The 21025-nt window shown below is 64.4% G+C and carries 24 protein-coding genes and 1 tRNA gene; 16 read left to right on the top strand and 9 right to left on the bottom strand.

Annotation, left to right across the window (positions count from 1 at the left end):
* Positions 1–91: 91 nt before the first annotated feature.
* Positions 92–844 carry a DUF4136 domain-containing protein gene (locus QOL62_RS14475; RefSeq protein WP_283406778.1) on the bottom strand — a complete coding sequence of 251 codons (753 nt, stop codon included), beginning with the start codon at positions 842–844 and terminating at the stop codon, positions 92–94.
* Between the two features lie 209 nt (positions 845–1053).
* Between QOL62_RS14475 and ykgO the strand changes: the two genes are divergently transcribed.
* The 6 genes from ykgO (at position 1054) to QOL62_RS14445 (ending at position 6089) form a co-directional block, all read left to right on the top strand.
* The gene (gene ykgO / locus QOL62_RS14470; RefSeq protein WP_003046794.1) at positions 1054–1179 is read left to right on the top strand and encodes a type B 50S ribosomal protein L36; all 126 of its coding nucleotides are present in this window, start codon (positions 1054–1056) and stop codon (positions 1177–1179) included.
* Positions 1180–1268: 89 nt separating this feature from the next.
* Complete coding sequence (locus tag QOL62_RS14465) at positions 1269–1940, top strand: HAD family hydrolase (protein ID WP_283406777.1); 672 nt, start codon at positions 1269–1271, stop codon at positions 1938–1940.
* Between the two features lie 74 nt (positions 1941–2014).
* Complete coding sequence (locus QOL62_RS14460) at positions 2015–3451, top strand: circularly permuted type 2 ATP-grasp protein (RefSeq protein ID WP_103730077.1); 1437 nt, start codon at positions 2015–2017, stop codon at positions 3449–3451.
* 16 nt (positions 3452–3467) lie between these two features.
* Entirely contained in the window at positions 3468–4415 is a 948-nt protein-coding gene (locus tag QOL62_RS14455) for an alpha-E domain-containing protein (protein WP_103730078.1), read from the top strand.
* An 11-nt stretch (positions 4416–4426) separates the two neighbouring features.
* A complete protein-coding gene (locus QOL62_RS14450) occupies positions 4427–5290 on the top strand; it encodes a transglutaminase family protein (protein WP_283406776.1) in 864 nt (287 codons plus the stop codon).
* Between the two features lie 61 nt (positions 5291–5351).
* Positions 5352–6089, top strand: a complete 738-nt coding sequence (locus QOL62_RS14445) for a proteasome-type protease (RefSeq protein WP_103730080.1) — start codon at positions 5352–5354, stop codon at positions 6087–6089.
* Positions 6090–6123: 34 nt separating this feature from the next.
* Here QOL62_RS14445 and QOL62_RS14440 read toward each other — a convergent pair whose 3' ends face one another.
* Complete coding sequence (locus QOL62_RS14440; RefSeq protein WP_283406775.1) at positions 6124–7413, bottom strand: cytochrome P450; 1290 nt, start codon at positions 7411–7413, stop codon at positions 6124–6126.
* Between the two features lie 191 nt (positions 7414–7604).
* On the opposite strand from QOL62_RS14440, the gene QOL62_RS14435 reads away from it, so the two are divergent.
* Positions 7605–8870 (top strand): amidohydrolase family protein, encoded by a 1266-nt coding sequence (locus QOL62_RS14435; RefSeq protein ID WP_103730082.1) that lies wholly within the window; start codon positions 7605–7607, stop codon positions 8868–8870.
* Positions 8871–8927: 57 nt separating this feature from the next.
* On the opposite strand, the gene QOL62_RS14430 is transcribed toward QOL62_RS14435, so the two are convergent.
* Complete coding sequence (locus QOL62_RS14430) at positions 8928–9617, bottom strand: DUF2490 domain-containing protein (RefSeq protein WP_283406774.1); 690 nt, start codon at positions 9615–9617, stop codon at positions 8928–8930.
* A 168-nt stretch (positions 9618–9785) separates the two neighbouring features.
* On the opposite strand from QOL62_RS14430, the gene QOL62_RS14425 reads away from it, so the two are divergent.
* Positions 9786–9974 (top strand): hypothetical protein, encoded by a 189-nt coding sequence (locus QOL62_RS14425; RefSeq protein WP_103730084.1) that lies wholly within the window; start codon positions 9786–9788, stop codon positions 9972–9974.
* A gap of 2 nt (positions 9975–9976) precedes the next feature.
* On the opposite strand, the gene QOL62_RS14420 is transcribed toward QOL62_RS14425, so the two are convergent.
* The 6 genes from QOL62_RS14420 to aroA form a co-directional block, all read right to left on the bottom strand.
* Positions 9977–10528, bottom strand: a complete 552-nt coding sequence (locus QOL62_RS14420; RefSeq protein ID WP_283406773.1) for a nucleoside 2-deoxyribosyltransferase domain-containing protein — start codon at positions 10526–10528, stop codon at positions 9977–9979.
* Positions 10528–11289 (bottom strand): hydroxyacylglutathione hydrolase, encoded by a 762-nt coding sequence (gene gloB, locus QOL62_RS14415; RefSeq protein WP_283406772.1) that lies wholly within the window; start codon positions 11287–11289, stop codon positions 10528–10530. Before gloB ends, QOL62_RS14420 begins: the two co-directional genes overlap by 1 nt.
* Positions 11290–11323: 34 nt before the next feature.
* On the bottom strand, positions 11324–11725 hold the full coding sequence (locus tag QOL62_RS14410; RefSeq protein WP_283406771.1) for a VOC family protein: 402 nt from the start codon (positions 11723–11725) through the stop codon (positions 11324–11326).
* Positions 11726–11861: 136 nt separating this feature from the next.
* Positions 11862–13571, bottom strand: coding sequence for a 30S ribosomal protein S1 (gene rpsA, locus QOL62_RS14405; RefSeq protein WP_103730088.1), 1710 nt, complete (start codon positions 13569–13571; stop codon positions 11862–11864).
* Positions 13572–13812: 241 nt separating this feature from the next.
* Positions 13813–14442 (bottom strand): (d)CMP kinase, encoded by a 630-nt coding sequence (locus QOL62_RS14400; protein WP_283406770.1) that lies wholly within the window; start codon positions 14440–14442, stop codon positions 13813–13815.
* Positions 14439–15767 carry a 3-phosphoshikimate 1-carboxyvinyltransferase gene (gene aroA, locus QOL62_RS14395; protein WP_283406794.1) on the bottom strand — a complete coding sequence of 443 codons (1329 nt, stop codon included), beginning with the start codon at positions 15765–15767 and terminating at the stop codon, positions 14439–14441. Before aroA ends, QOL62_RS14400 begins: the two co-directional genes overlap by 4 nt.
* 216 nt (positions 15768–15983) lie before the next feature.
* Between aroA and QOL62_RS14390 the strand changes: the two genes are divergently transcribed.
* From QOL62_RS14390 to QOL62_RS14355, 8 genes are all read left to right on the top strand, one after another.
* Positions 15984–16301, top strand: a complete 318-nt coding sequence (locus tag QOL62_RS14390) for a TIGR02300 family protein (RefSeq protein WP_103730091.1) — start codon at positions 15984–15986, stop codon at positions 16299–16301.
* Between the two features lie 163 nt (positions 16302–16464).
* A tRNA-Ala gene (locus tag QOL62_RS14385) sits at positions 16465–16540 on the top strand.
* A 157-nt stretch (positions 16541–16697) separates the two neighbouring features.
* On the top strand, positions 16698–18155 hold the full coding sequence (gene ffh, locus QOL62_RS14380; protein ID WP_283406769.1) for a signal recognition particle protein: 1458 nt from the start codon (positions 16698–16700) through the stop codon (positions 18153–18155).
* A gap of 36 nt (positions 18156–18191) precedes the next feature.
* The gene (rpsP, locus tag QOL62_RS14375; RefSeq protein ID WP_103730093.1) at positions 18192–18602 is read left to right on the top strand and encodes a 30S ribosomal protein S16; all 411 of its coding nucleotides are present in this window, start codon (positions 18192–18194) and stop codon (positions 18600–18602) included.
* A 3-nt stretch (positions 18603–18605) separates the two neighbouring features.
* Entirely contained in the window at positions 18606–19130 is a 525-nt protein-coding gene (gene rimM / locus QOL62_RS14370) for a ribosome maturation factor RimM (protein ID WP_103730094.1), read from the top strand.
* A gap of 116 nt (positions 19131–19246) precedes the next feature.
* Complete coding sequence (gene trmD / locus QOL62_RS14365; protein WP_283406768.1) at positions 19247–19993, top strand: tRNA (guanosine(37)-N1)-methyltransferase TrmD; 747 nt, start codon at positions 19247–19249, stop codon at positions 19991–19993.
* The gene (gene rplS, locus QOL62_RS14360) at positions 19990–20358 is read left to right on the top strand and encodes a 50S ribosomal protein L19 (protein WP_103730095.1); all 369 of its coding nucleotides are present in this window, start codon (positions 19990–19992) and stop codon (positions 20356–20358) included. Before trmD ends, rplS begins: the two co-directional genes overlap by 4 nt.
* 371 nt (positions 20359–20729) lie before the next feature.
* Positions 20730–21002, top strand: a complete 273-nt coding sequence (locus tag QOL62_RS14355; protein WP_283406767.1) for an HU family DNA-binding protein — start codon at positions 20730–20732, stop codon at positions 21000–21002.
* Positions 21003–21025: the final 23 nt, after the last annotated feature.

The following is a 21025-nucleotide window of genomic DNA, read 5'->3' as shown; positions in this document are numbered from 1 at the left end:
GTTCCCCGTCGGTGCATCCGCTCAATGCCATAAACAAGCCAGGACCGGGCACGGTTTCGCCCGCCCGGCAAAAAGGGCCTGCGGTTTCGCCTCAGCTGGCACGGCCCTTGCCCGAGGGGGCGAGGACATCCGCCTTGGGGAACTCGTTGAAAAGGGCGTTGGCCAGCTTGGTGGCGATCATGCCGTCGGGCCATTTGCCGTCACCTTCGCGCGTGGCGATCGTCGCGTAAGCCTCCCACAGGACCTTGCCGGTCTCACGGTCGATGATCTGCGTATCGAGGCGGGTGGAGACGAGGGCGGAGCGCGGCTTGGACAGATCGACGTTTATTCCGAGGCCGTAGGACTGGCCATGAGTGCCCACTTCCATGGCGGCCACGCCGCTGACGGGGCGATGTTCTTCCTCAGCGGGGGTCAGGACCTGCCGGGATATGCGCAGCTTGGCGATCTGCGGCTGGGCAACGTCCGGGTGAAGCGTGTCGTAGCCCGCGCCGACAAGCGCGTCGATGACGGCGGCTTCGTATGTCCGGCGCAGACTCGCCTCGACAAGGCCGCCGTCACCCGATTCGGATTGGACTGACACAGGCCCCTTGCCGAGGCCGGCGGCTGCCGGGTCCGGACTGACGAAGCGGGTGACCTCGACCTTGCCTTCGCGGCTGTCCCCGTTGCGGCTGGCTGCGGGCCCGGACATGCGCTGCGAATCGCGCAGCGGGTCGTTCCAGCCGGACCGTCCCCAGGTGCCGCCGCGCGTGGAGCCCCAGCCGGGACCCCACTGCGCCTGAGCCGGGATGGCGGGAAGCATGGCGGCGAGACCGGCGGCGATTGCTGCGCCTTTAAGCGTTTTCATGAAGATAAAGGTCCGAATTCCGGTGGCGTGGCGCGACCAAGCCGCTTTATGTAGGCGTCAGCTTGCCCGGAGATGAATGAGAGATAAGGCAGCGGGGCGGACCCTGCAACGCCGGCTGCCGCTTGACTTTATCCGGCGCTCCCACTAACGGCCCGACTTCGAATTTCCGGCGGTCGGTAACCGCCAAGACGACACGGACGAGATAGACCATGAAGATTCGCAACAGCCTGAAGTCGCTCAAGGACCGTCACCGGGACAACCGCGTGATCCGTCGTCGCGGCCGTACCTACGTCATCAACAAGACCAATCGCCGGTTCAAGGCCCGCCAGGGCTGATCCTGAAGCCCGCCTTCCAGGGCGGGCGACTACAGGGCGGACGGTTTCGTCACGTGTATGAGGCCCCCGCCATCCGCGGGGGCCTTGTCATGTCTGCGATCCACCCAGTTCATCCGCCCGTCGAGGCTGTCGTCTTCGATGTCGGCAAGGTCCTGATCGAGTGGGACATGCGCCTGCTCTTCGCAAAGCTCATCGACGATGAGGAGCGGCTCGACTGGTTCCTGGCAAACGTGGTGACCCAGGACTGGCATTTCGAGCATGACGCCGGGCGCGAGCTTGCGGAGATGGTGGCCGCCCGCAAGGCCGAGTTCCCCGGCCACGACGCCTTGCTCGACGCTTACGCAACGCGCTTTGCAGAGACGATTCCCGGCAACATCCCGGGCAGTCACGAAATCGTGCGCGAGCTGGCCGGCAACGGCGTGCCGCTTTTCGCCATCACCAACTTCGCAAGCCCGTTCTGGCATGGCTATCGTGCCGGGGAATCGCTGTTCGACCTTTTCCGGGACATCGTCGTCTCGGGCGACGAGAAGATCGCCAAGCCGGACCCTCGCATTTTCGATCTTGCGTGCCGCCGCTTCGGCCATGCGCCCGCAGCCATGCTCTTCATCGATGACAACGCGGCCAACATCGCGAGTGCCCGCGCTCTTGGGTGGCAGGTGCACCACTTCCACGACGCCGAGGCGTTGCGTGCCGATCTTGCTGCGCGGGGCCTGCTCCGTCCGGAAACGGCGGATCATGCCGCTGCCGCTGTCGCGGAATAATCTTCGCGGGTGCAGCAGAAGTTCTTGGCAAGCTGTCATCACTGTTGCACAACCCGTGCAACAGCGGAGACACGATGGCGGCCGAAAGCGGAACGAAGTTCGATGAGATGCTTGCTGCGGACGGCTCTGTTCGGCCGGCTTACGCGAACTTTCGCCAGTGGTTCGACGGGCAGGATACGGAGTGGCTGCGTCGCCAGGACGCCGAGGCCGAACGCTTCTTCCGCCGCATCGGCATCACCTTCAACGTCTATGGCGAGGATGCGGGTGAAGAACGGCTGATCCCGTTCGACATGATTCCCCGCATCATCACCGCTCCGGAATGGCGCAAGCTGACACGGGGGATCGAGCAGCGCGTGAGTGCGCTCAACGCGTTTCTCCATGATCTGTACCATCGGCAGGAGATCATCCGGTCGGGCCGCCTGCCAGTGGAAGCGCTGCGCAACAACGAAGCGTTCCTGTCGCAGATGATCGGCTTCACCCCGCCCGGCGGTGTTTACACGCACATCGTGGGTATTGACCTTGTCCGCACCGGGGCAGACGACTTCATGGTGCTGGAAGACAACGCCCGCACGCCGTCCGGCGTCTCGTACATGCTCGAGAACCGGGAGACGATGATGGCGATGTTCCCGGAACTGTTCACGCGCATCCCGGTGCGGCCGGTGTCCGACTACCCCCGCCGGCTGGTGCGGTCCTTGCGGGCCTGCGCACCGCCCGGGTGGAAGGGGGACAAAGGGCCCGTCGTTGCGGTTCTGACGCCTGGCATCTACAACTCCGCCTACTTCGAGCACGCGTTTCTGGCCGACCAGATGGGCGCGGAGCTGGTGGAAGGCAGCGACCTGCGGGTCATGGATGGCCGTGTCTGCATGCGCACGACCACCGGATACAAGGCGATCGACGTCCTGTATCGCAGGGTGGACGACGATTACCTCGACCCCCTGACGTTCAATCCGAATTCGGTGCTGGGCGTGGCCGGCATCTTCGATGTGTACCGCGCCGGCGGGGTGACCATCGCCAATGCGCCCGGAACCGGCATTGCCGACGACAAGGCGATCTACAGTTACATGCCGGAGATCGTGGAGTTCTACACCGGCGAAAAACCGATCCTCCAGAACGTGCCGACGTGGCGGTGTTCGGAAGCGGATTCGTTGGGCTACGTGCTCGACAATCTTTCCGATCTCGTCGTCAAGGAGGTGCACGGCTCGGGCGGCTACGGGATGCTCATTGGGCCCACGTCTTCGAAGAAGGAACTTTCCGACTTCGAGGCGAAGCTGCGCACCAAGCCCGGGAACTATATCGCCCAGCCAACGCTCTCCCTCTCCACGGTGCCGATCTTCGCCCGGGAAGGGCTGGCGCCGCGACACGTCGATCTTCGCCCCTTCGTCCTCGTCTCTCCCGAGGGTGTCGATATCACACCCGGCGGGCTTACCCGTGTGGCGCTCAAGAAAGGATCGCTGGTGGTCAATTCGTCGCAGGGAGGCGGGACGAAGGACACCTGGGTGCTGGACGAGTGACCGGAGGCGATTTCTGATGCTGGGGCGTGCCGCGAACGGCGTTTACTGGATGAGCCGCTACCTGGAGCGGGCGGAGAATACCGCGCGTCTGATCGATGTGGGCTTTCACCTCGCCCTCACACGCGGAAGCCGGCAGTCGCAGGACGAGGAGTGGAAGTCGGTTCTCATCACGACCGGCCAGCTCGAGAGCTATTGCGCCCTTCACAACACCTTCACCGGCCCGCAGGTATTCAATTTCCTGCTGCGGGAAAAGAGCAATCCGGCGTCCGTCCTGTCGATGGTGGAGAATGCCCGCACCAACGCGCGCCTCGTCCGCACCAGCCTGACCAACGCCGTGTGGGAAACCACGAACGAGGGCTGGATGTGCTTGCGCGACCTGCTTTCGCGTCCGGTGCGCGAAACCAGCCTGGGTGAAGTCCTGATGCAGATCCGCCGCACCGGAACGCTGGTGCGCGGCGCGCTTGAGGGAACGATGCTGCGCAACGAGGTCTTCAACTTCTCGCGCATTGGTACCTTCATAGAGCGTGCAGACAGCACCGCGCGCATCCTTGACGTGAAGTACTACGTGCTGCTGCCGTCCGCAGCCTGGGTGGGGTCAAGCCTCGACAATGTGCAGTGGGACACGCTGCTGCGCTCGGTCGCGGGCAATCGCGCCTACTCCTGGCTGAACGCGGGCGCCATGGACCCGCGCGGCATCGCCCGGTTCCTGATCCTGGACGAGCAGTTCCCGCGCAGCCTGGTGTTCTGCTATGAAAAGATCGGCAGCAACATGGCCGGGCTGGCCAAGGAATACGGCCGCGAAGGGCCAGCACATGCCCTGCTGCGCGATTCGCGCGCGAAGCTGCACCAGACTACCATCGACACGATCTTCGACGCTGGCCTGCACGAATTCCTGCAGGAGTTCATTGGCAAGACCGTCGAACTCAGCAGCGCCATCGCCGCTGATTACCGGTTCATCGAATAGGAGGGGTCGACGTGCTCCTGACCATCAAACACACCACGCGCTACGTCTTCGCTGACAAGGTGACCCACGGCCTGCAGCGGCTGCGGCTGAAGCCGAAGTCCACTCATGGCCAGGACGTGATCGAGTGGCGGATGGATATCACCGGCGCCACACCGCAGGCATCATACGAAGACCAGCACCACAACCACGTCGATCTTGTCTCCATTGATCCCGGCAGTCCCGAAGTGGTGGTCACCTGTGAAGGGACGGTGCGCACCGTTGACAACCACGGGGTGATCGGAGCCAACACGGGTCTGATGCCGCTCTGGTGCTTCCTGCGGCCGACGCCCCTTACGAAGCCCGGGCCGAAGGTGCGGCAGCTGCTGGCAGGCATAGAGGCGGATCGGACCAATGTGCTCAGTTACCTGCACACCCTGTCGCGCGTCATCGGGGAGCAGGTGGAATACGTCCCCGGCACGACGGACGCGCAGACCACGGCGGAGCAGGCGCTGTCGGCGGGGAAGGGCGTGTGCCAGGATCACGCGCATATATTTCTGGCGGCAGGGCGCCTGATCGATATCCCGATGCGCTACGTCGGCGGATACCTGCGTATGGACGACAGGGTGGAGCAGGAGGCCGGACACGGCTGGGCCGAAGCCCATGTCCCGGGTCTGGGCTGGGTGGGTTTCGATATATCGAACGCCATCTGTCCCGATGAGCGCTACGTGCGCGTCGCCAGCGGCTGCGACTATTCCGAAGCCGCCCCGATCACCGGCATAACGCGGGGAGCGGGGGAAACCCGCCTGCACGTTCATTTAACGGTAGGTGAGAATCAGGTAGGACAGCAGCAGCAGCAATCCACCTCGGATGGGCAGCAGCAGGTGCAAGGCGGCTGAAAAGGGCCGCCCCGCGTCGTGGGGGCGTGGGAACGGGTCGCGTAGGGTTCAGAAGGTAGAAATGACTTATTGCGTCGGCATGATGCTTGATCGGGGGCTTGTCCTCATGAGCGACACTCGAACGAACTCGGGCGTCGACAACATCTCAACCTTTCGCAAGATGTATCACTGGGAGGTCCCCGGCGAGCGGATCATCACCGTGATGAGCGCTGGCAATCTCGCCACCACGCAGTCTGTCATCAGCCAGTTGGAAGACCGGAACAAGGCGCCGTCGGAGCGACATAACTCCCTTCTGGAGGCGCCTACGATGTTTCGGGTGGCCTCCATCGTCGGCAACCTGCTGCAGGACATCATTTCGGAACGCGCCTCGGACAATGGCCAACGCGCGGCGGGAACCTTCAGCGCGTCCATGATCGTGGCCGGGCAGATCAAGGGCATGGAACCGCGGCTCTTCCTGATCTACCCGGAAGGTAACTTCATCGAAGCCAGCTTCGATACGCCGTTCTTTCAGATCGGGGAGACCAAGTACGGCCGGCCGATCCTCATCCGCGGCTATGACCGCACCATGAGCTTCGAAAGCGCGATCAAGCTGCTGACCGTTTCGTTCGATTCGACGCTGAAGGCAAACCTGTCCGTGGGACTGCCGCTCGATCTTCTGGTGATCGAGCGGGACAAGTTCGCCCCTCTTCACGAACGCCGGATCGACGAGGCGGACCCGTACTTCCGCTCCGTCTCGACCAGCTGGAGCGAGGCGCTGCGTCACGCCCTTGACGGCCTGCCGAACTACCACCTGGACTGATGCTCCCGAGGCCGACGCGGCGCGGGAGGCCTGATTAGGGCGTGGAGACGGGGACGTCCCAGACGAGCGGCAGGTTGCGGATCGAGAGCAGCCCCGGGAACACCGTGGTGTCAGCTCCCGGCTTGACGCGGAATTCCGGGATGCGCTGGAACCACTCCTCCAGAAGCACCCGCAGTTCCCGCCGCGCCAGATGCGCACCAAGGCAGATGTGTACGCCGCCCACGAAGGTGAAGTGGCGGTTGGCCTTGCGCTCGGGGTTGAAGGTCCGTGGATCGTCGAACCGCGTGGGATCGAAGTTGCCCGCCGGGTTGAGGCACTGGAAGGAATCGCCCTTTCGCACGTGAATCCCGTGCCATTCGAAATCGCGAGTCGCCGACCGCGCGGACGAGAGGATCGGCTGGGTCCGCAGGAATTCCTCGACCGCGCCGTTGATCAGTTCAGGCCGCTCCCGGATCTGCTGCTGGATTTCAGGCTGCAGCGCCATGCGTCGGTACATCTGGGCGATCGTGGCGGCGACCGTGTCCAACCCGCCAAGCCAGAGGAACCAGACCATGCCGATCTTCTCGTCCTCGGTTGGGGCGCGGCCCTCGATCCTGCCGTGGACGATGGCGGAGACGAGATGTTCGTCCGGCTCACGCTCCTTTTCGGCGATGAAGCCGCGCAGGAAATCGAGAACGCCGCGCAGCGCCGCCTGCATCTTTGGCAGTTCGCCGGAGTGCAGGATGTCCCACTCCCAGTCCAGGAACTGCTCGAACATCTTTTCCGGAAAGCCCATCAGGCCCATGAAGATGCGCACCGGATAGACGCGGGCGAAGTCCCACGCCATGTCCACTTCGCCCTTGTCGGCCACGGCGTCGATCATCTCGACGACAATGCGGCGGATGCGCGGCTCAAGGTCACGGGTGATCCGTGCCGGGGAGAAGTGCGGCATCAGGTAGAGGCGGTATTTCTGGTGATCGGGCGGGTCGATGGCGAGCGGGATGGACTTGAACGTCTCCCCGATCAGGCGCTGGAACTCGGCGGTGCCGGCGTTCGAGAAATGATCGTTGTCGGTGTAGACGCGCTCAATGTCGTCATAGTGCGAGACGACCCAGTTGCCGCGCTGGTTGCCCGATATCGCCCCCAGCCCATATTGCACCGGCGGGTTGAAGAGCAGGCGCGGAATCTCAGGTCCGTTCAGCCAGGCGAACGGCTCGTAAGGATCGACCAGATCGTTCGGCACACTGCCGTTGGCGAAGGACAGATCGACGATGCGGTCTTTGGGCACGTTGTCAGGTGCATCGTAATCGACGCGGATGTCGTCAAGCGTTCGCGGTTGTGGCATGCTTCTCTCCCCAGACGAAAAGGATGCCCGGACGTCCGATGCCTGGCAAGGCGGCTGCAGTGGCGAAACCCGCAGAATACCGCCGTTCTTGAGGCTTCGGCTGCAACCATCGTCCCGGCGTTGCCCTGCGCGATTGTGCGAACCGGACGTGGTTGCGAAATGAGAGGCATTGATTTTTGGGAGATTGAGCGATGGCCGAGTCTGACAACCAGGAAATGGCGCAGAACGCGCGCAAGTACTGGTCGGCTGAAGGGTACACTGAAGGCGGCGTGATCCGCGAAGTCGATTACGCTTCGCAGTCGGGCGGCCTCGACCCGATGTTCGAAGGCATCAAGATCGTCGACACCGACACGCACATCACTGAGGCGCCGGACCTCTTCACCAGCCGCGCCACCGGAGAGTGGAAGGCCAAGATGCCGAGGGTCGAGCGGGTCAACGGCACCGATCGCTGGCTGGTGGGCGATCGTGACTTCGGCACGCTCGGCGGCAACGTCATCCGTGCCGACAACAACAAGCTGCTTGGCCGCCTGGCCTTCCCCAAGCTGGAGCAGGCGCACCCCGGCGGCCACGAGCTCAAGGCCCGCCTGCAGGCGATGGACGATATGGGCGTTTACGCGCAGATCTGCTTCCAGAACTCGGGCGTCACTCAGGCTGGCTCACTCATGAGCCTCGGCGATCCAGAGCTCGCCCTGCGCATCGTGCAGATCTACAACGACGCCTCGGCTGAGTTCCAGGAGGCGTCAGGCCAGCGCATCTTCAACATGGCGCACCTGCCGTTCTGGGACCAAAAGGCCCTGGAAGCCGAGGCGAAGCGCTGCCATGACATCGGCCTTAAGGGCTTCGTGCTGCCCGATACGCCCGAGCGGGTGGGCGTGCCCAGCTTCAATCACGAGTACTGGACGCCGTTCCTCGAGATGTGCGAGGCGACCGGCATGCCGCTCAACTTCCACCTGAATGCGGCGATCGACCCGAACACGCTAACCTGGGAAGGCTTCAAATTCGAGCAGACGCTGTCCGTCGTCGCGACGATGTTCTCGATCGGCAATGCCGCCACCCTTGGTAACTGGATGGTCTCCGGCCGTCTGGACCGTCACCCCCGCCTCAAGATCGGCCTCATCGAGAGCGGTGCAGGCTGGGTTCCCTTCGCGGTGGAAGCGCTGGAGCATCAGTTCCGCGAAATGCTGCCGATCATGCGCGACGTGCTCAAGAAACAGCCCTGGGACTACTTCCGCGATCATTTCTTCTGCACCTTCTGGTTCGAGAAGGTCGCCCCCAAGCACCTGCTGGAGATCATCGGCGTCGACAACGTCATGTTCGAAACCGACTTCCCTCACCCGACTTCACTCTATCCGGGGGTGCAGGAGCATCTTAAGGACGTGCTTGGCGGCCACAGTCCCGAAGTGCGCAGGAAGGTCCTGCAGGACAACGCGGTTCGGCTTTACAACCTGCCGTTCTGAATGGCCGCGCCTTCCCGCTGGAGGAGCGGGAGGGCGCGACCTCGGCCAACCGCCGTCTCAGTGGCGATAAGACAACGAGACGGAGGCCACGTGGTTCATTCGGGTGCGCCCTCCGGTTTGGTTGATCGTCTGGTTCAGGTATCCGATTTCCATCGTCGACGAGCCCGACAGCCCGACTTCCGCGCCGATGAAGCTGCGAAGCTGATCGAAGCCACCGCGGGCTCCCCAATCCGTATCGTTCAGCGCCGCGAAGCCCTCCGCGTAAACGAGGGCGCTCAGGCGGTCCTCGGTGTTCGCCAGCGGGTGTTCGTAGCGGATCATCTCGCGCAGCCGCCAGCCCACGTCGCGGCCGTCCGAGCGCCAGCGCTGTTCGAGGCGCGTGCGGGAGGAAAGCTCGCCACCGAGCGGCTTGCCGAGCGCCAGGTTCAACTGCTGGAAGCTGCGCTCCTCATTGACGTCGCGGCCGCCCTCGACAGGGGTAATCACGTGCGCGTAGCCCTGATAGAGCGTCACCTCAGGCGAAAGCTTGACTCCCACGCCGCCGCGAAGGAGCAGCGTATCGACGCGCGAAAGGCCGTCTCCGATGCGTGGCTGGAACTCGGCGAAATAGACGATGTCGCCGGAGATCGGGCCCGTCGCCGTAAGGTTGATCCAGGCCTGTTCGTCCTCGCTCGTGGCGGCGCGGGCGTCGGCTGCAAAGCCGGTGAGGGCCAGGGCAGCGGCGGTGATGGCTAGGCGGAAGCTCATGCGTTCTTTCATGGTCAGGCACCGGTGCTCTATGGCTCGGTCGTGTCCGGAGCGTTGCCGAAACGTCAGGTCTTGTGGCGCGCTCCAGGGGCGCCGGGCGAGCCTTACCCCCTATCGCACCGCGCGATCTCGTCATACTCTTTGTGTGACAAGAAGGAGAGGTGATCCATGTTCGTGAAGTTCACTGGAGCAGACCGCACGGCCACAGCCGTCAACGCCGCGCAGGTCACGTTCGTGTCACAGGTGTCCGAAGGAACCCGCATCCGGTTCGGAGAGGGGCGCTCGGTCACCGTGGTCGAGCCGCTCGACGAAGTCATGGAGCGGCTGAACCGCACGCTCTCCTTTCCTGACGGCTGACGTCAGCCGCGCTTCCAGGTTTTCAGGCGCGCGCGGACTGCACTGACGAGGCTCTCCATCGTGGCGACCTGCTCGATACCGTAGCGCCTGGCGGTGATGTCCACGTTGCCTTTGCGCCAGAAGCCCTCCGGGCACAGGAGGACGATCTTGCCGCTCTGGGCGTGCAGGCCGAGCTCCAGAAGGCTGATCGGGCTCTGCGTGCCGGGGGCAAGATACATCACGATGATGTCCGCGCCTTCGAGGGCGGCGAGCTCCCACTGAACCTGCTGGCGGAAGTTCGGCTCGGATGCCACCGGCTTCCAATTCGGATCCCAATCCGGGCGACGGGGGTTGAGCACGGTAACCTGCTCGTCCGACAAGGCGGCGATCAGGTCTGCCTGCCAGTCGCGTGCCGCGCCCATTTCGATGCTGCCGCCCAGAAACACACGCGGTGTATCGTGCTTCGCGGGCAGGGCCGCAGGGGATGTCACTACCGTGGCGGCCTGGGCTGCCACGGTGCCCGAAGCGAGCGTGGCAAGGGCGATCAGCCCTGCCGCGACTGCCGAAAGGCGCATCAGAACGTGTCCTTTGCGAGGCGCAAGGCGGCGAACGTGGCGACGGGATCACCGGGATAGCCCCAGCGCCGCTGCATGTCGGCGTCGTCAGCGCGTAGGAAGGGATTTGTCTTCAACTCGCGCTCCAGCTTGGCGGGGACGGTCGGAAGGCCGTTATTTCGCCTGCGCGTGATCTCCTCGGCGTAAAGCTGAAGTTCGCGGTTGTCCGGATCAGCATGGAGGGCAAACCGCGCGTTCGACGCCGTGTATTCGTGCGCGCAGTAGAGCATCGTCTCTGCCGGAAGGGCTTTCAACCGCTTCAGCGAAGTCCAGAACTGGTCCGGATCGCCTTCGAACATCCTGCCGCAGCCGAGGGCGAAAACCGCATCCCCCACGAACGCCATGCCAGAGTCAGGCAGGTAGTAGGCGATGTGGCCGCTGGTGTGCCCTCCCACGTCCAGCACCGTCGCGCGCCAATCGCCAAGATACACGACGTCGCCCTGACCGACGAGGCAGTCCGCCCCCTCGATCCGGCCCGCGTCAGCGGCGGGGGCGGTGATCCGGCAGCCGGTTACCGCCTTAATGGCCAGGTTGCCGCCGGCGTGGTCCGGATGCCAGTGCGTGTTCCAGATCTGCGTGATCTGCCAGCCCCGCTCTGCCGCCTGGCGCAGGTATTCGTCGGCGTCGGGCGTATCGATGCAGACGGTTTCCTGGCTATCCGCATCGTGAAGCAGATAGCCATAGTTGTCCGAAAGGCAGGGGAACTGATGAACTTCGAGCATATGGCACCTCTCCTCGCGGGACGCATGTAGTCGCTCAGGCGGCGGCGGGGAAGGGCAGTCTGAGCTGCCAGCTGACCCCGTGGATGTCGCAGATCCAGGTGAACAGCTGGCCCGACTCGCTAGCGCTGAGCGGCATGATGACCTTACCCCCTTGGCCCAGAACGGAGGCGGCATGGCGCAGCTGGCCCTCCTCGTCGCAGTCCACGAGGATCGACGTGGCCGGGGTGAAGGTGAAGGCGTGCGGGACGGCACTGTCGAACACGCGCCACTGCGTCCCTCCCAGCGTGAAGCTCGCGAGAGACACCCGGCCTTCGAATTCGCCGCTGCCGTGCCGTTCGAGTTCCGTCACTTCGAGAGCGCTGGCGAAGGCGCGCTTCCACAGCATCAGCGCGTCTTGCGCATCGCCCTGGAACATGAGGAAGGGGCTCGCGTGCATGGCTCGGCGTCCTTGGGTGAGGCTCCCCAAGAACAAAGCCGGGGCTGCAGGCGAGTTCCCCCAAAGCGAAAGCCCGCCCGGATCGCTCCGGACGGGCCTTTCACTGTCTCACCGATCGGTGAGGCCGGAACCGGTCTTACGAGCGGTTCTTCAGAGCCTCGCCGAGGATGTCGCCGAGCGACGCGCCCGAGTCGGACGAACCGTACTGTTCCACGGCTTCCTTCTCTTCGGCCAGCTGGCGGGCCTTGACCGAGAAGTTCGGCTTCTTGGAACGATCGAAACCGGTGACCATGGCGTCGAGCTTCTGGCCGACCTGGAAGCGGTCCGGACGCTGCTCGTCACGGTCGCGACCGAGGTCCGAACGCTTGATGAAGCCGGTGGCGCCATCGTCGCCAGCCTGAACTTCGAGGCCGCCGTCACGGACTTCGAGAACGGTGACGGTGACGACCTGGCCACGGCGCAGGTTGCCTTCAGCAGCCGACGCACCGCCAGCGGCCGGAGCGCCACGCTCAAGCTGCTTCATGCCGAGCGAGATGCGCTCCTTCTCCACGTCGACGTCGAGAACCACGGCAGAAACCTGCTCGCCCTTGCGGTGCAGGGCCAGGGCGTCCTCGCCCGAGATGCCCCACGCGATGTCCGACATATGGACCATGCCGTCCACGTCGCCGTCGAGGCCGATGAACAGACCGAATTCGGTCGCGTTCTTGACTTCGCCTTCGACCTGCGAACCAACCGGGTGACGCTCTGCGAACGCTTCCCAGGGGTTCTGCTGGGCCTGCTTGAGGCCCAGCGAGATGCGGCGCTTGTCCGAATCGACCTCGAGAACGACAACTTCGACTTCCTGCGAGGTCGAGACGATCTTGCCGGGGTGAACGTTCTTCTTGGTCCAGGACATTTCCGAAACGTGCACGAGGCCTTCGATGCCCGGCTCGAGTTCGACGAACGCACCGTATTCGGTGATGTTCGTGACCGTGCCCGACAGCTTCGCGCCGACCGGGTACTTGACCGAAGCGCCTTCCCACGGATCGCTCTCGAGCTGCTTCATGCCGAGCGAGATGCGCTGGGTTTCGCTGTTGATGCGGATGATCTGGACCTTCACGGTGTCGCCGATGGCGATCACTTCGCTCGGGTGGTTGACGCGCTTGTAGCTCATGTCGGTGACATGGAGCAGGCCGTCGATGCCGCCGAGGTCAACGAACGCACCGTAGTCGGTGATGTTCTTGACGACGCCGTCGATGACCTGGCCTTCGCTCAGCTTGTCGATCAGCTCGCTGCGCTGTTCGGCGCGGGTTTCTTCGAGGACCGCGCGGCGCGAGACGACGATGTTGCCACGGCGACGGTCCATCTTGAGGATCTGGAAGGGCTGCGGCACGTCCATGAGCGGGGTGACGTCGCGCACGGGGCGGATGTCGACCTGCGAGCCGGGGAGGAACGCAACGGCGCCGTCGAGGTCGACGGTGAAGCCGCCCTTGACGCGGCCGAAGATCACGCCTTCGACGCGCTTGCCTTCGCCGAACTCGTTTTCGAGCTTGTCCCATGCGGCTTCGCGGCGGGCGCGGTCGCGCGACAGCATGGCTTCGCCGTCGGCGTTCTCGACACGGTCGACATAAACTTCAACTTCGTCACCGACCTTGAGGCCGTGATCGTCTTCGCCACGGGCGAATTCGCGCAGCGACACGCGGCCTTCGCTCTTCAGGCCGACGTCGATGACGGCCTTGTCGTTTTCGATGGCGGTGACGGTACCCTTGACGACGCGGCCTTCGAAACCGTCATCGGCGACACCGCCGAGCTGTTCGTCGAGCATTTTCGCGAAATCGTCGCGGGTCGGATTGGCAACAGATGCCATTAAGACATTCCTTCGTTCGATTTTCCGGCCAGGCGGTTGGGTCCGCCGGTCTTTTCTCCGCCATCCGCACCATGCGAAAAGGCGGGCCAAAAGGGCCGAACTGCCGCGGCGGCCGGATGCCGGTCGCGGCGCCCGTCCAGGCCAAGGCCTGTCCAGACCCGCGGCCATTACGCCTGAAGGGGGCAAAACGCAAGGAAATTGGGCGGGGGTGGCGGTCGCCCGAACGGCCCGGGAAGCGGGTTCAGCCGGCCGTCTGAGTCAGCGCGTCCACGGCCGCGATGGCGGCGGCGATGGCCTCCTCCCGCTTCAGCGTGGACGTGTCGATGACGACGGCGTCCTTGGCGGCCGCGAGCGGGGCGTCCTTGCGCGAACAGTCGCGCTCGTCGCGCGCAGCGAGGTCGGCGGCGATCTCCTCCAGCGAGACGTCACGCCCGTGGGCATGCATCTCCAGGAAGCGCCGATGCGCGCGCGCGTCGACAGAGGCGACGACGAAGAGCTTCGCGATGGCTTCGGGCGCGATGACCGTACCGATGTCGCGCCCGTCGAGCACAGCGCCGCCGGGCTGCAGCGCGAAGCGGCGTTGGCGGTCGTAAAGCGCCTCGCGCACCGCCGGGTGGACGGAGGCACGGCTGGCGAGACCGCCCGTGGCCTCCGAACGCAGCTCAGGGTCGAGCAGGAGGCTTTCGGGGAAGGCGCAGGCGGCAAGAGCGTCGGAAGGGTGGTCCGGGTTGCCGCCGTTCAACACGCATTGACGGCCGACAGCGCGGTAAAGCAGCCCGGTATCGAGATGCGGAAGGCCGAAGTGCGCCGCAAGGGCCTTGGCAATGGTGCCCTTGCCCGAGGCTGTTGGTCCATCGACGGCGATGATCATGCGCCAAGACCTTCAAGCATGGACTGGAAGGTTGGGAAGCTCGTTGCGATTGGGCGGACGTCGTCCACTTCGACGCCGGTGCGGCTGACGAGGCCGGCGACGGCCATCGACATAGCGATGCGGTGGTCGAGGTGCGTCGCGATCGCGCCGGCCGTCCCGGCAAGCGGCTCACCGCCGGTGCCGGTGATGACGAGACCGTCCTCCTGCTCGATCACGGTTGCACCCGCTGCACAGAGTGCTGCGGCCATGACCGAAATGCGGTCGGATTCCTTTACGCGCAGCTCCTCCAGTCCTGTCGTCGTGGTTACGCCGTCCGCGAGGGCCGCGGCGACGAAGAGGGCGGGGAACTCGTCCACCATGCTCGGCACGATGCTCGGATCGATGGCGATGCCCTTCAGGGCGGAGTGGCGCACCAGCAGGTCGGCCACCGGTTCACCGCCCACTTCGCGCGGGTTCAGTTCCTCGATTGATCCACCCATCTGGCGCAGCACCTCGACGATGCCGGCGCGGGTTGGGTTAAGGCCGACGTTTTCGATCAACACCTCGCTGCCGGGCACGACGAGGGCGGCGACAATGAAGAACGCGGCGGACGAGGGGTCGCCGGGAACCTCGATCGTTTGGGGCTTCAGCTCCGCTTCGCCACGGATGGAGATCACGCGGGCGCCGTCCGCATCGGTTTCCACCGACAGATCCGCGCCGAAGCCGCGCAGCATCCGTTCCGAGTGATCGCGGGTGGGTATCGGCTCGACCACCGTGGTGATGCCGGGTGTGTTGAGCCCGGCCAGCAGGATCGCGCTCTTCACCTGGGCGGAGGCCATCGGCAGGCGGTAGCGGATCGGCACCGCCGGGTACGCGCCCTTGAGGATGAGCGGCAGCGTCTGGCTGCCCTTCGGGCTGACCGTCGCCTCGAAGCTTGCGCCCATGGTGGAGAGCGGATCGATGACCCGGCCCATGGGTCGCTTGGACAGCGACGCGTCACCAACGAAGGTCGCGGTGATCGGATGGCTGGCGACGAGTCCCATCAGCAGCCGGGTCGATGTGCCTGAATTGCCCATATCGAGCGGCCCCTGCGGCTGCAGCAGCGCGCCGACGCCCACCCCGTGAACGGACCAGGCGCCGTCGCCCGTGCGCTCGACCTGCGCCCCCATGGCCCGCATCGCGGCGGCCGTGGCAAGCACGTCCTCCCCTTCGAGCAAGCCGGTCACGCGGGTTTCGCCCACGGCCAGCGCTCCCAGCATGATCGAGCGGTGGCTGATGGACTTGTCGCCGGGAACCCGGATGCGCCCTTTTAGCGCACCTGCAGGCCTGAAGCGGTGGGGGCGCATGGACGTGGTGTCGTGGCTCACGAGGTCGGCTCTTTCGGCTACGGGGCAGGAAAACGGGGCGGCTTTTGACAGCGCGGGCTGCCTATGGCAAGGCGCGCGCCCTGATGCGACCCGCGCGCTTGCTCTTGCCGGACTTGATTAAGTGCGCGTGTCTATCCATCAAGACGACGGATTATTCGCCTGCTCCATTGGGGACGGGCTAGACGAGGACTTTCCATGGCCAAGCCTGAATGGGGCGCCAAGCACGGCTGCCCGAAATGCGGCACCCGCTTCTACGACCTGGGCAAGGATGACCCGGTCCACTGCATCGAGTGCGGGAACGAATGGCACCCCGAGCCGGTGCTGAAGTCGAAGCAGCCGATTCCCTATGAGGAAATCCAGAAGAAGGAAACGACCGAGCAGGAAGACTCCGACCTCGCCGAAGATGATCTGGACATCGATGACGACGGCGATTCGCCGGACAATGATGTGGACCTCGGTGGCGACGACGATCTTGGCATCGGCGGCGGCGACGACGACGAGATCGAGAACTGATGGTGCAAGGGCGCCGAAAAAATTCGGCGCCCTGAAATTTTCCTCTTGCCAACATTTTCGAGCCCGACTAGAGGGCGGCCTCCCAAGCGGAGGCGGTTCTTCGAAACGCCGGAAAGCAAGGGAAAACGGGTCGAACCACCCAGGTCGATCCGCTGAAATGGACGGGGCCGTAGCTCAGCTGGGAGAGCGCTACAATGGCATTGTAGAGGTCAGGGGTTCGATCCCCCTCGGCTCCACCATTTCATCATTACTGTTTCGCATGATCTGCGACACGCTGGTTGACGAGGTTTCGTCCACCGGCGTTTTTCGCATAAGGTCATGCACGCCGGTCAGCGAGGTTTCGCCCACCGGCGTTTTTGGCGTTCCGGCGCCGGGTTTGATGGAGTGAGCGGCCTCATGTTCGACAGCCTTTCAGATCGTCTTGGCGGGGTCTTCGACAAGCTGCGTGGCCGTGGTGCCCTGAAGGAGCAGGACGTCCTCGACGCGATGCGCGAAGTGCGTATCGCGCTGCTCGAAGCGGACGTCGCTCTTCCGGTCGTGCGCCGTTTCATCGACAGCGTGACTGAAAAGGCGATCGGCCAGAACGTCCTGCGCTCGGTCACTCCGGGCCAGCAAGTCGTCAAGATCGTGAACGACGCGCTGATCGAGACGCTGGGCGGTGAAGAGACTCCCGGCCTCGACCTTGAGGCCGTGCCCCCGATCGTAATCATGATGGTCGGCCTTCAGGGCTCCGGCAAGACGACCAGCACCGCCAAGATCGCCAAGCTTCTCAAGGAGAAGCAGGGCAAGAAGGTGATGATGGCCTCGCTGGACGTGAACCGTCCGGCGGCGCAGGAACAGCTGAAGGTCCTGGGCGAGCAGGTTTCCGTCGCTACCCTGCCGATCATCGCGGGCCAGCAGCCCACCGAAATCGCAACGCGCGCCATGCAGGCCGCGCGCCTCCAGGCGGTTGACGTGCTGCTGCTCGATACGGCGGGCCGCCTCCACGTCGACCAGCAGCTTATGGACGAGATGAAGGCCGTCGCCGCCATCTCCAACCCGCGCGAGACGCTGCTGGTGGTCGACTCGCTGACGGGTCAGGACGCCGTCAACGTCGCGCAGTCGTTCTCCGGGCAGGTCGATCTCACCGGCGTCGTGCTGACCCGCATGGACGGCGACGCGCGCGGCGGTGCGGCTCTGTCAATGCGCGCCGTCACCGGCAAGCCGATCAAGTTCGCCGGCACCGGCGAGAAGATGGACGCCCTTGAGGTCTTCCACCCCAGCCGTGTCGCCAACCGCATCCTTGGCATGGGCGATATCGTCTCGATCGTCGAGAAGGCGGCCGAGGCGGTCAAGGTCGAGGAGGCCGAAGCCCTTGCCAAGCGCATGGAGCAGGGCAAGTTCGACATGAACGACCTGCGCACCCAGTTCAAGCAGATGCAGAGCATGGGCGGCCTGGGCGCACTGGCAGGCATGATGCCGGGCATGAAGAAGGCCAAGGCGGCGATGCAGCAGTCCGGCATGGACGACCGGGTGCTTCTGCGCATGGACGCGATCATCGGTTCGATGACCCCGAAGGAGCGCGCGAACCCCGCGCTGCTCAACGCCAAGCGCAAGATCCGCGTTGCCAACGGTTCGGGGACCCAGGTTCAGGACGTCAACAAGCTGCTCAAGATGCACCTCGAGATGTCGAAGGCCATGAAGCAGATCAAGAAGATGGGCGGCCTCAAGGGGCTGGCGGCTCTCTTCGGCAAGGGCGGCCTGGATGCCGCAATGCCGGGTCTGGGCGGTCAGGGCCTTGGCCCCGGAGCCGGCGGTCTGCCGGGTATCATGGGTGGCGGTGGGCCGGACCTCAGCAAGTTTCTCAAGAAGTAATCACATTCTTTTCGAAATCACAGAAAGGTAAGTCAGATGGCAGTTTCGATTCGTCTCTCGCGCGGTGGTGCCAAGAAGCGTCCGTACTACAAGATCGTCGTCGCCAACGCGACCGCGCCGCGTGACGGCAAGTATCTGGAGCAGGTCGGCACCTATAATCCGATCCTCGCCAAGGACGACGAAAACCGCGTGCGTCTGGTCGAAGATCGCGTTCGCTACTGGCTCGGCGTCGGCGCTCAGCCGACCGACCGCGTGGCTCGTATGCTCGACAAGGCCGGCATCAAGGAGCGCGCAGCTTCGGTGAACCCGAAGAAGGCGGAGCCCGGCAAGAAGGCCAAGGAGCGCGCTGAAGAAAAGGCCGAGAAGGCACGTGAGGCTGAAGAAGCCGCAGCGGCAGCAGCCGCGGCTCCGGCAGCTGAAGCCACTGAGGAAACGACCGAGGCGTAAGTCTTGGTTGACGGCCAGAAGGAACGCTCTGTCACGCTTGCGGCCGTTTCCGGCGCGCATGGCGTGGCAGGCGAAGTTCGCCTGAAGCTGTTCGGAGAAGGCGTGGCGGCGCTCAAGCGCTACCGCGCCTTCAACGATTCCAGCCTCACACTCGCCAAGCTGCGCGACGACGGAAAGGGCGGCGCGATCGCCCGCTTCGACGAGATCCGCGACCGGACGGCGGCGGAGAAGCTGCGCGGCACGGCTCTGACAGTACCCCGTTCGGCGATGCCTGCCCTGGAGGATGGCGAATACTACCACGCCGATCTCATCGGGCTTCCGGCCTTCACGGAGGCCGGCGAAGCGCTGGGACGCTGCATCGCGGTAGAGAATTTCGGCGCCGGTGACGTGCTCGAGATCGAGCGTCCTGTGTCCGAAAGTGACGGCGGCAAGCGGCCCCGCCGGTTCATGGTGCCGATGACGCCGGGCGCCGTTCCGGAGTGGAACGAGGAGCGTCTCGTCATCAACGCCGCTTACGCGGAAGACTGAAGGCAGGACGGGAGGGCGGCTGCGGCGGCCCTCCTGATGTCCGCCGAGGTCCGCCCGAGCGTCAGACAGGAAGACTGCCTCTTGCTGCCACGCCCGAATTGCGCTTTGCGGCAGGCATGACTTTCTCTGCCACTGTCCTCACGCTCTATCCCGAGATGTTTCCCGGTCCCCTGGGCGTCAGTCTTGCCGGCCGCGCCCTGTCGGAGGGCAAGTGGTCCATCGACCCCGTCCACTTGCGCAATTTCGCGAAGGACAAGCACCGGACCGTGGACGATACGCCCGCCGGGGGCGGCGCCGGAATGGTGCTGAAGGTCGATATCCTTGCCGCAGCCATCGACCATGCCCGGGCGACCAATCCCGGTGCGCCCGTTCTGGCCATGACGCCGCGCGGCAGGCCCATATCCCAGGCGCGCATCCGGCAGCTTGCCGAAGGGCCAGGCGTCATCCTCCTTTGCGGTCGATTCGAGGGCTTCGACGAGCGTATCTTCGAAGGTCGCGACGTGGAGGAGGTCTCCGTCGGTGACATCGTGCTTTCGGGCGGCGAATGCGCCGCTCTCATGGTACTCGATGCTTGCATTCGCCTGCTTCCGGGCGTAATGGGCGCGCCTTCCAGTGGTACCGAGGAATCGTTCGAGGACGGCCTTCTCGAGTACCCGCACTATACCCGACCCACGGAGTGGGAAGGGCGTGCGATCCCTGAAGTGCTGCGATCGGGGGATCACGCGAAGATCGCCGCCTGGCGGAAACACCAGGCGGAGGATGACACTCGGTCACGCAGGCCGGACCTCTGGGAGCGTCACAGGGACGCTCGGGTCCAACCTGCCTCTGGCGCGCGGCGTAAAAATGAGGATTTGGGTTCATGAACCTGATTCAGCAGATCGAAGCCGAGGAAATCGCCAAGGCTGCAAAGGATATCCCTGAATTCCGTCCGGGCGACACTGTCCGTGTCGGCGTGAAGGTTGTCGAAGGCACCCGCACCCGCGTCCAGGCCTACGAAGGCGTATGCATCGCACGCTCGAACCGTGGCATGGGCTCGAACTTCACCGTGCGCAAGATGAGCTTCGGCGAAGGCGTGGAGCGCGTTTTCCCGCTCTACTCGCCCAACATCGACTCCATCACCGTGGTGCGCCGCGGCGTGGTGCGTCGCGCCAAGCTGTACTACCTGCGTGGTCGTACCGGCAAGCGCGCTCGTATCGCCGAGCGTCGCGTCACTGACGCCAACGCATAAGCGAAGGCCTCGGCCCGCCCTCGTGGCAGGGCCGCACGAAGGGCGGTTCGGTTTCGGGCCGCCTTTTTTGTGCCTTTCCTCGATCTCGGCGGTGGTTTTCTTCCGCTGAAACGGTGGCCCGGAAACCTCCGGCCGCATCGTTTCAGCGCTGCGCCTCCTCCTGCGATGATGACCATGCTCCGCCGCTGAACGCGTGCCGTATCACTGGACTTGCGGGTCCGTGGGACAGGCGAAAAAACGCGATTAGCTGCGGGTTTAGGCTGTTTTTGGCCCTTGCCACTCGTAGGAAAACCCGCTCAATTCCGTCGCTATTGAGGCGATTCAGTTTCCAAAAAACGTCCGCTCCACTGAAATTTAAGGGGGTTCCCATAATGAACAAGAACGATCTCATCAGCGCTGTCGCGGATTCGAGCGCTCTTACTCGCAGCGATGCCGCCAAGGCTGTCGAATCGATGTTCGAGGCGATCTCGGGCGCGTTGAAGAAAGGTGATGAAGTTCGTCTCGTAGGCTTCGGCACGTTCTCGGTCGCCAAGCGCAAGGCATCCACCGGTCGCAACCCCCGCACCGGCGAACCGATGGAGATCAAGGCCTCCGCACAGCCCAAGTTCAAGGCTGGCAAGGGCCTGAAGGACGCGGTCAACTAAGACACGCCGGACCTGCAACGCTT

It is taken from the genome of Novosphingobium panipatense, assembly GCF_900182875.1.
Taxonomy (GTDB): Bacteria; Pseudomonadota; Alphaproteobacteria; order Sphingomonadales; family Sphingomonadaceae; genus Novosphingobium; species Novosphingobium panipatense.
This window is presented reverse-complemented; position numbering and strand designations above follow the sequence as displayed.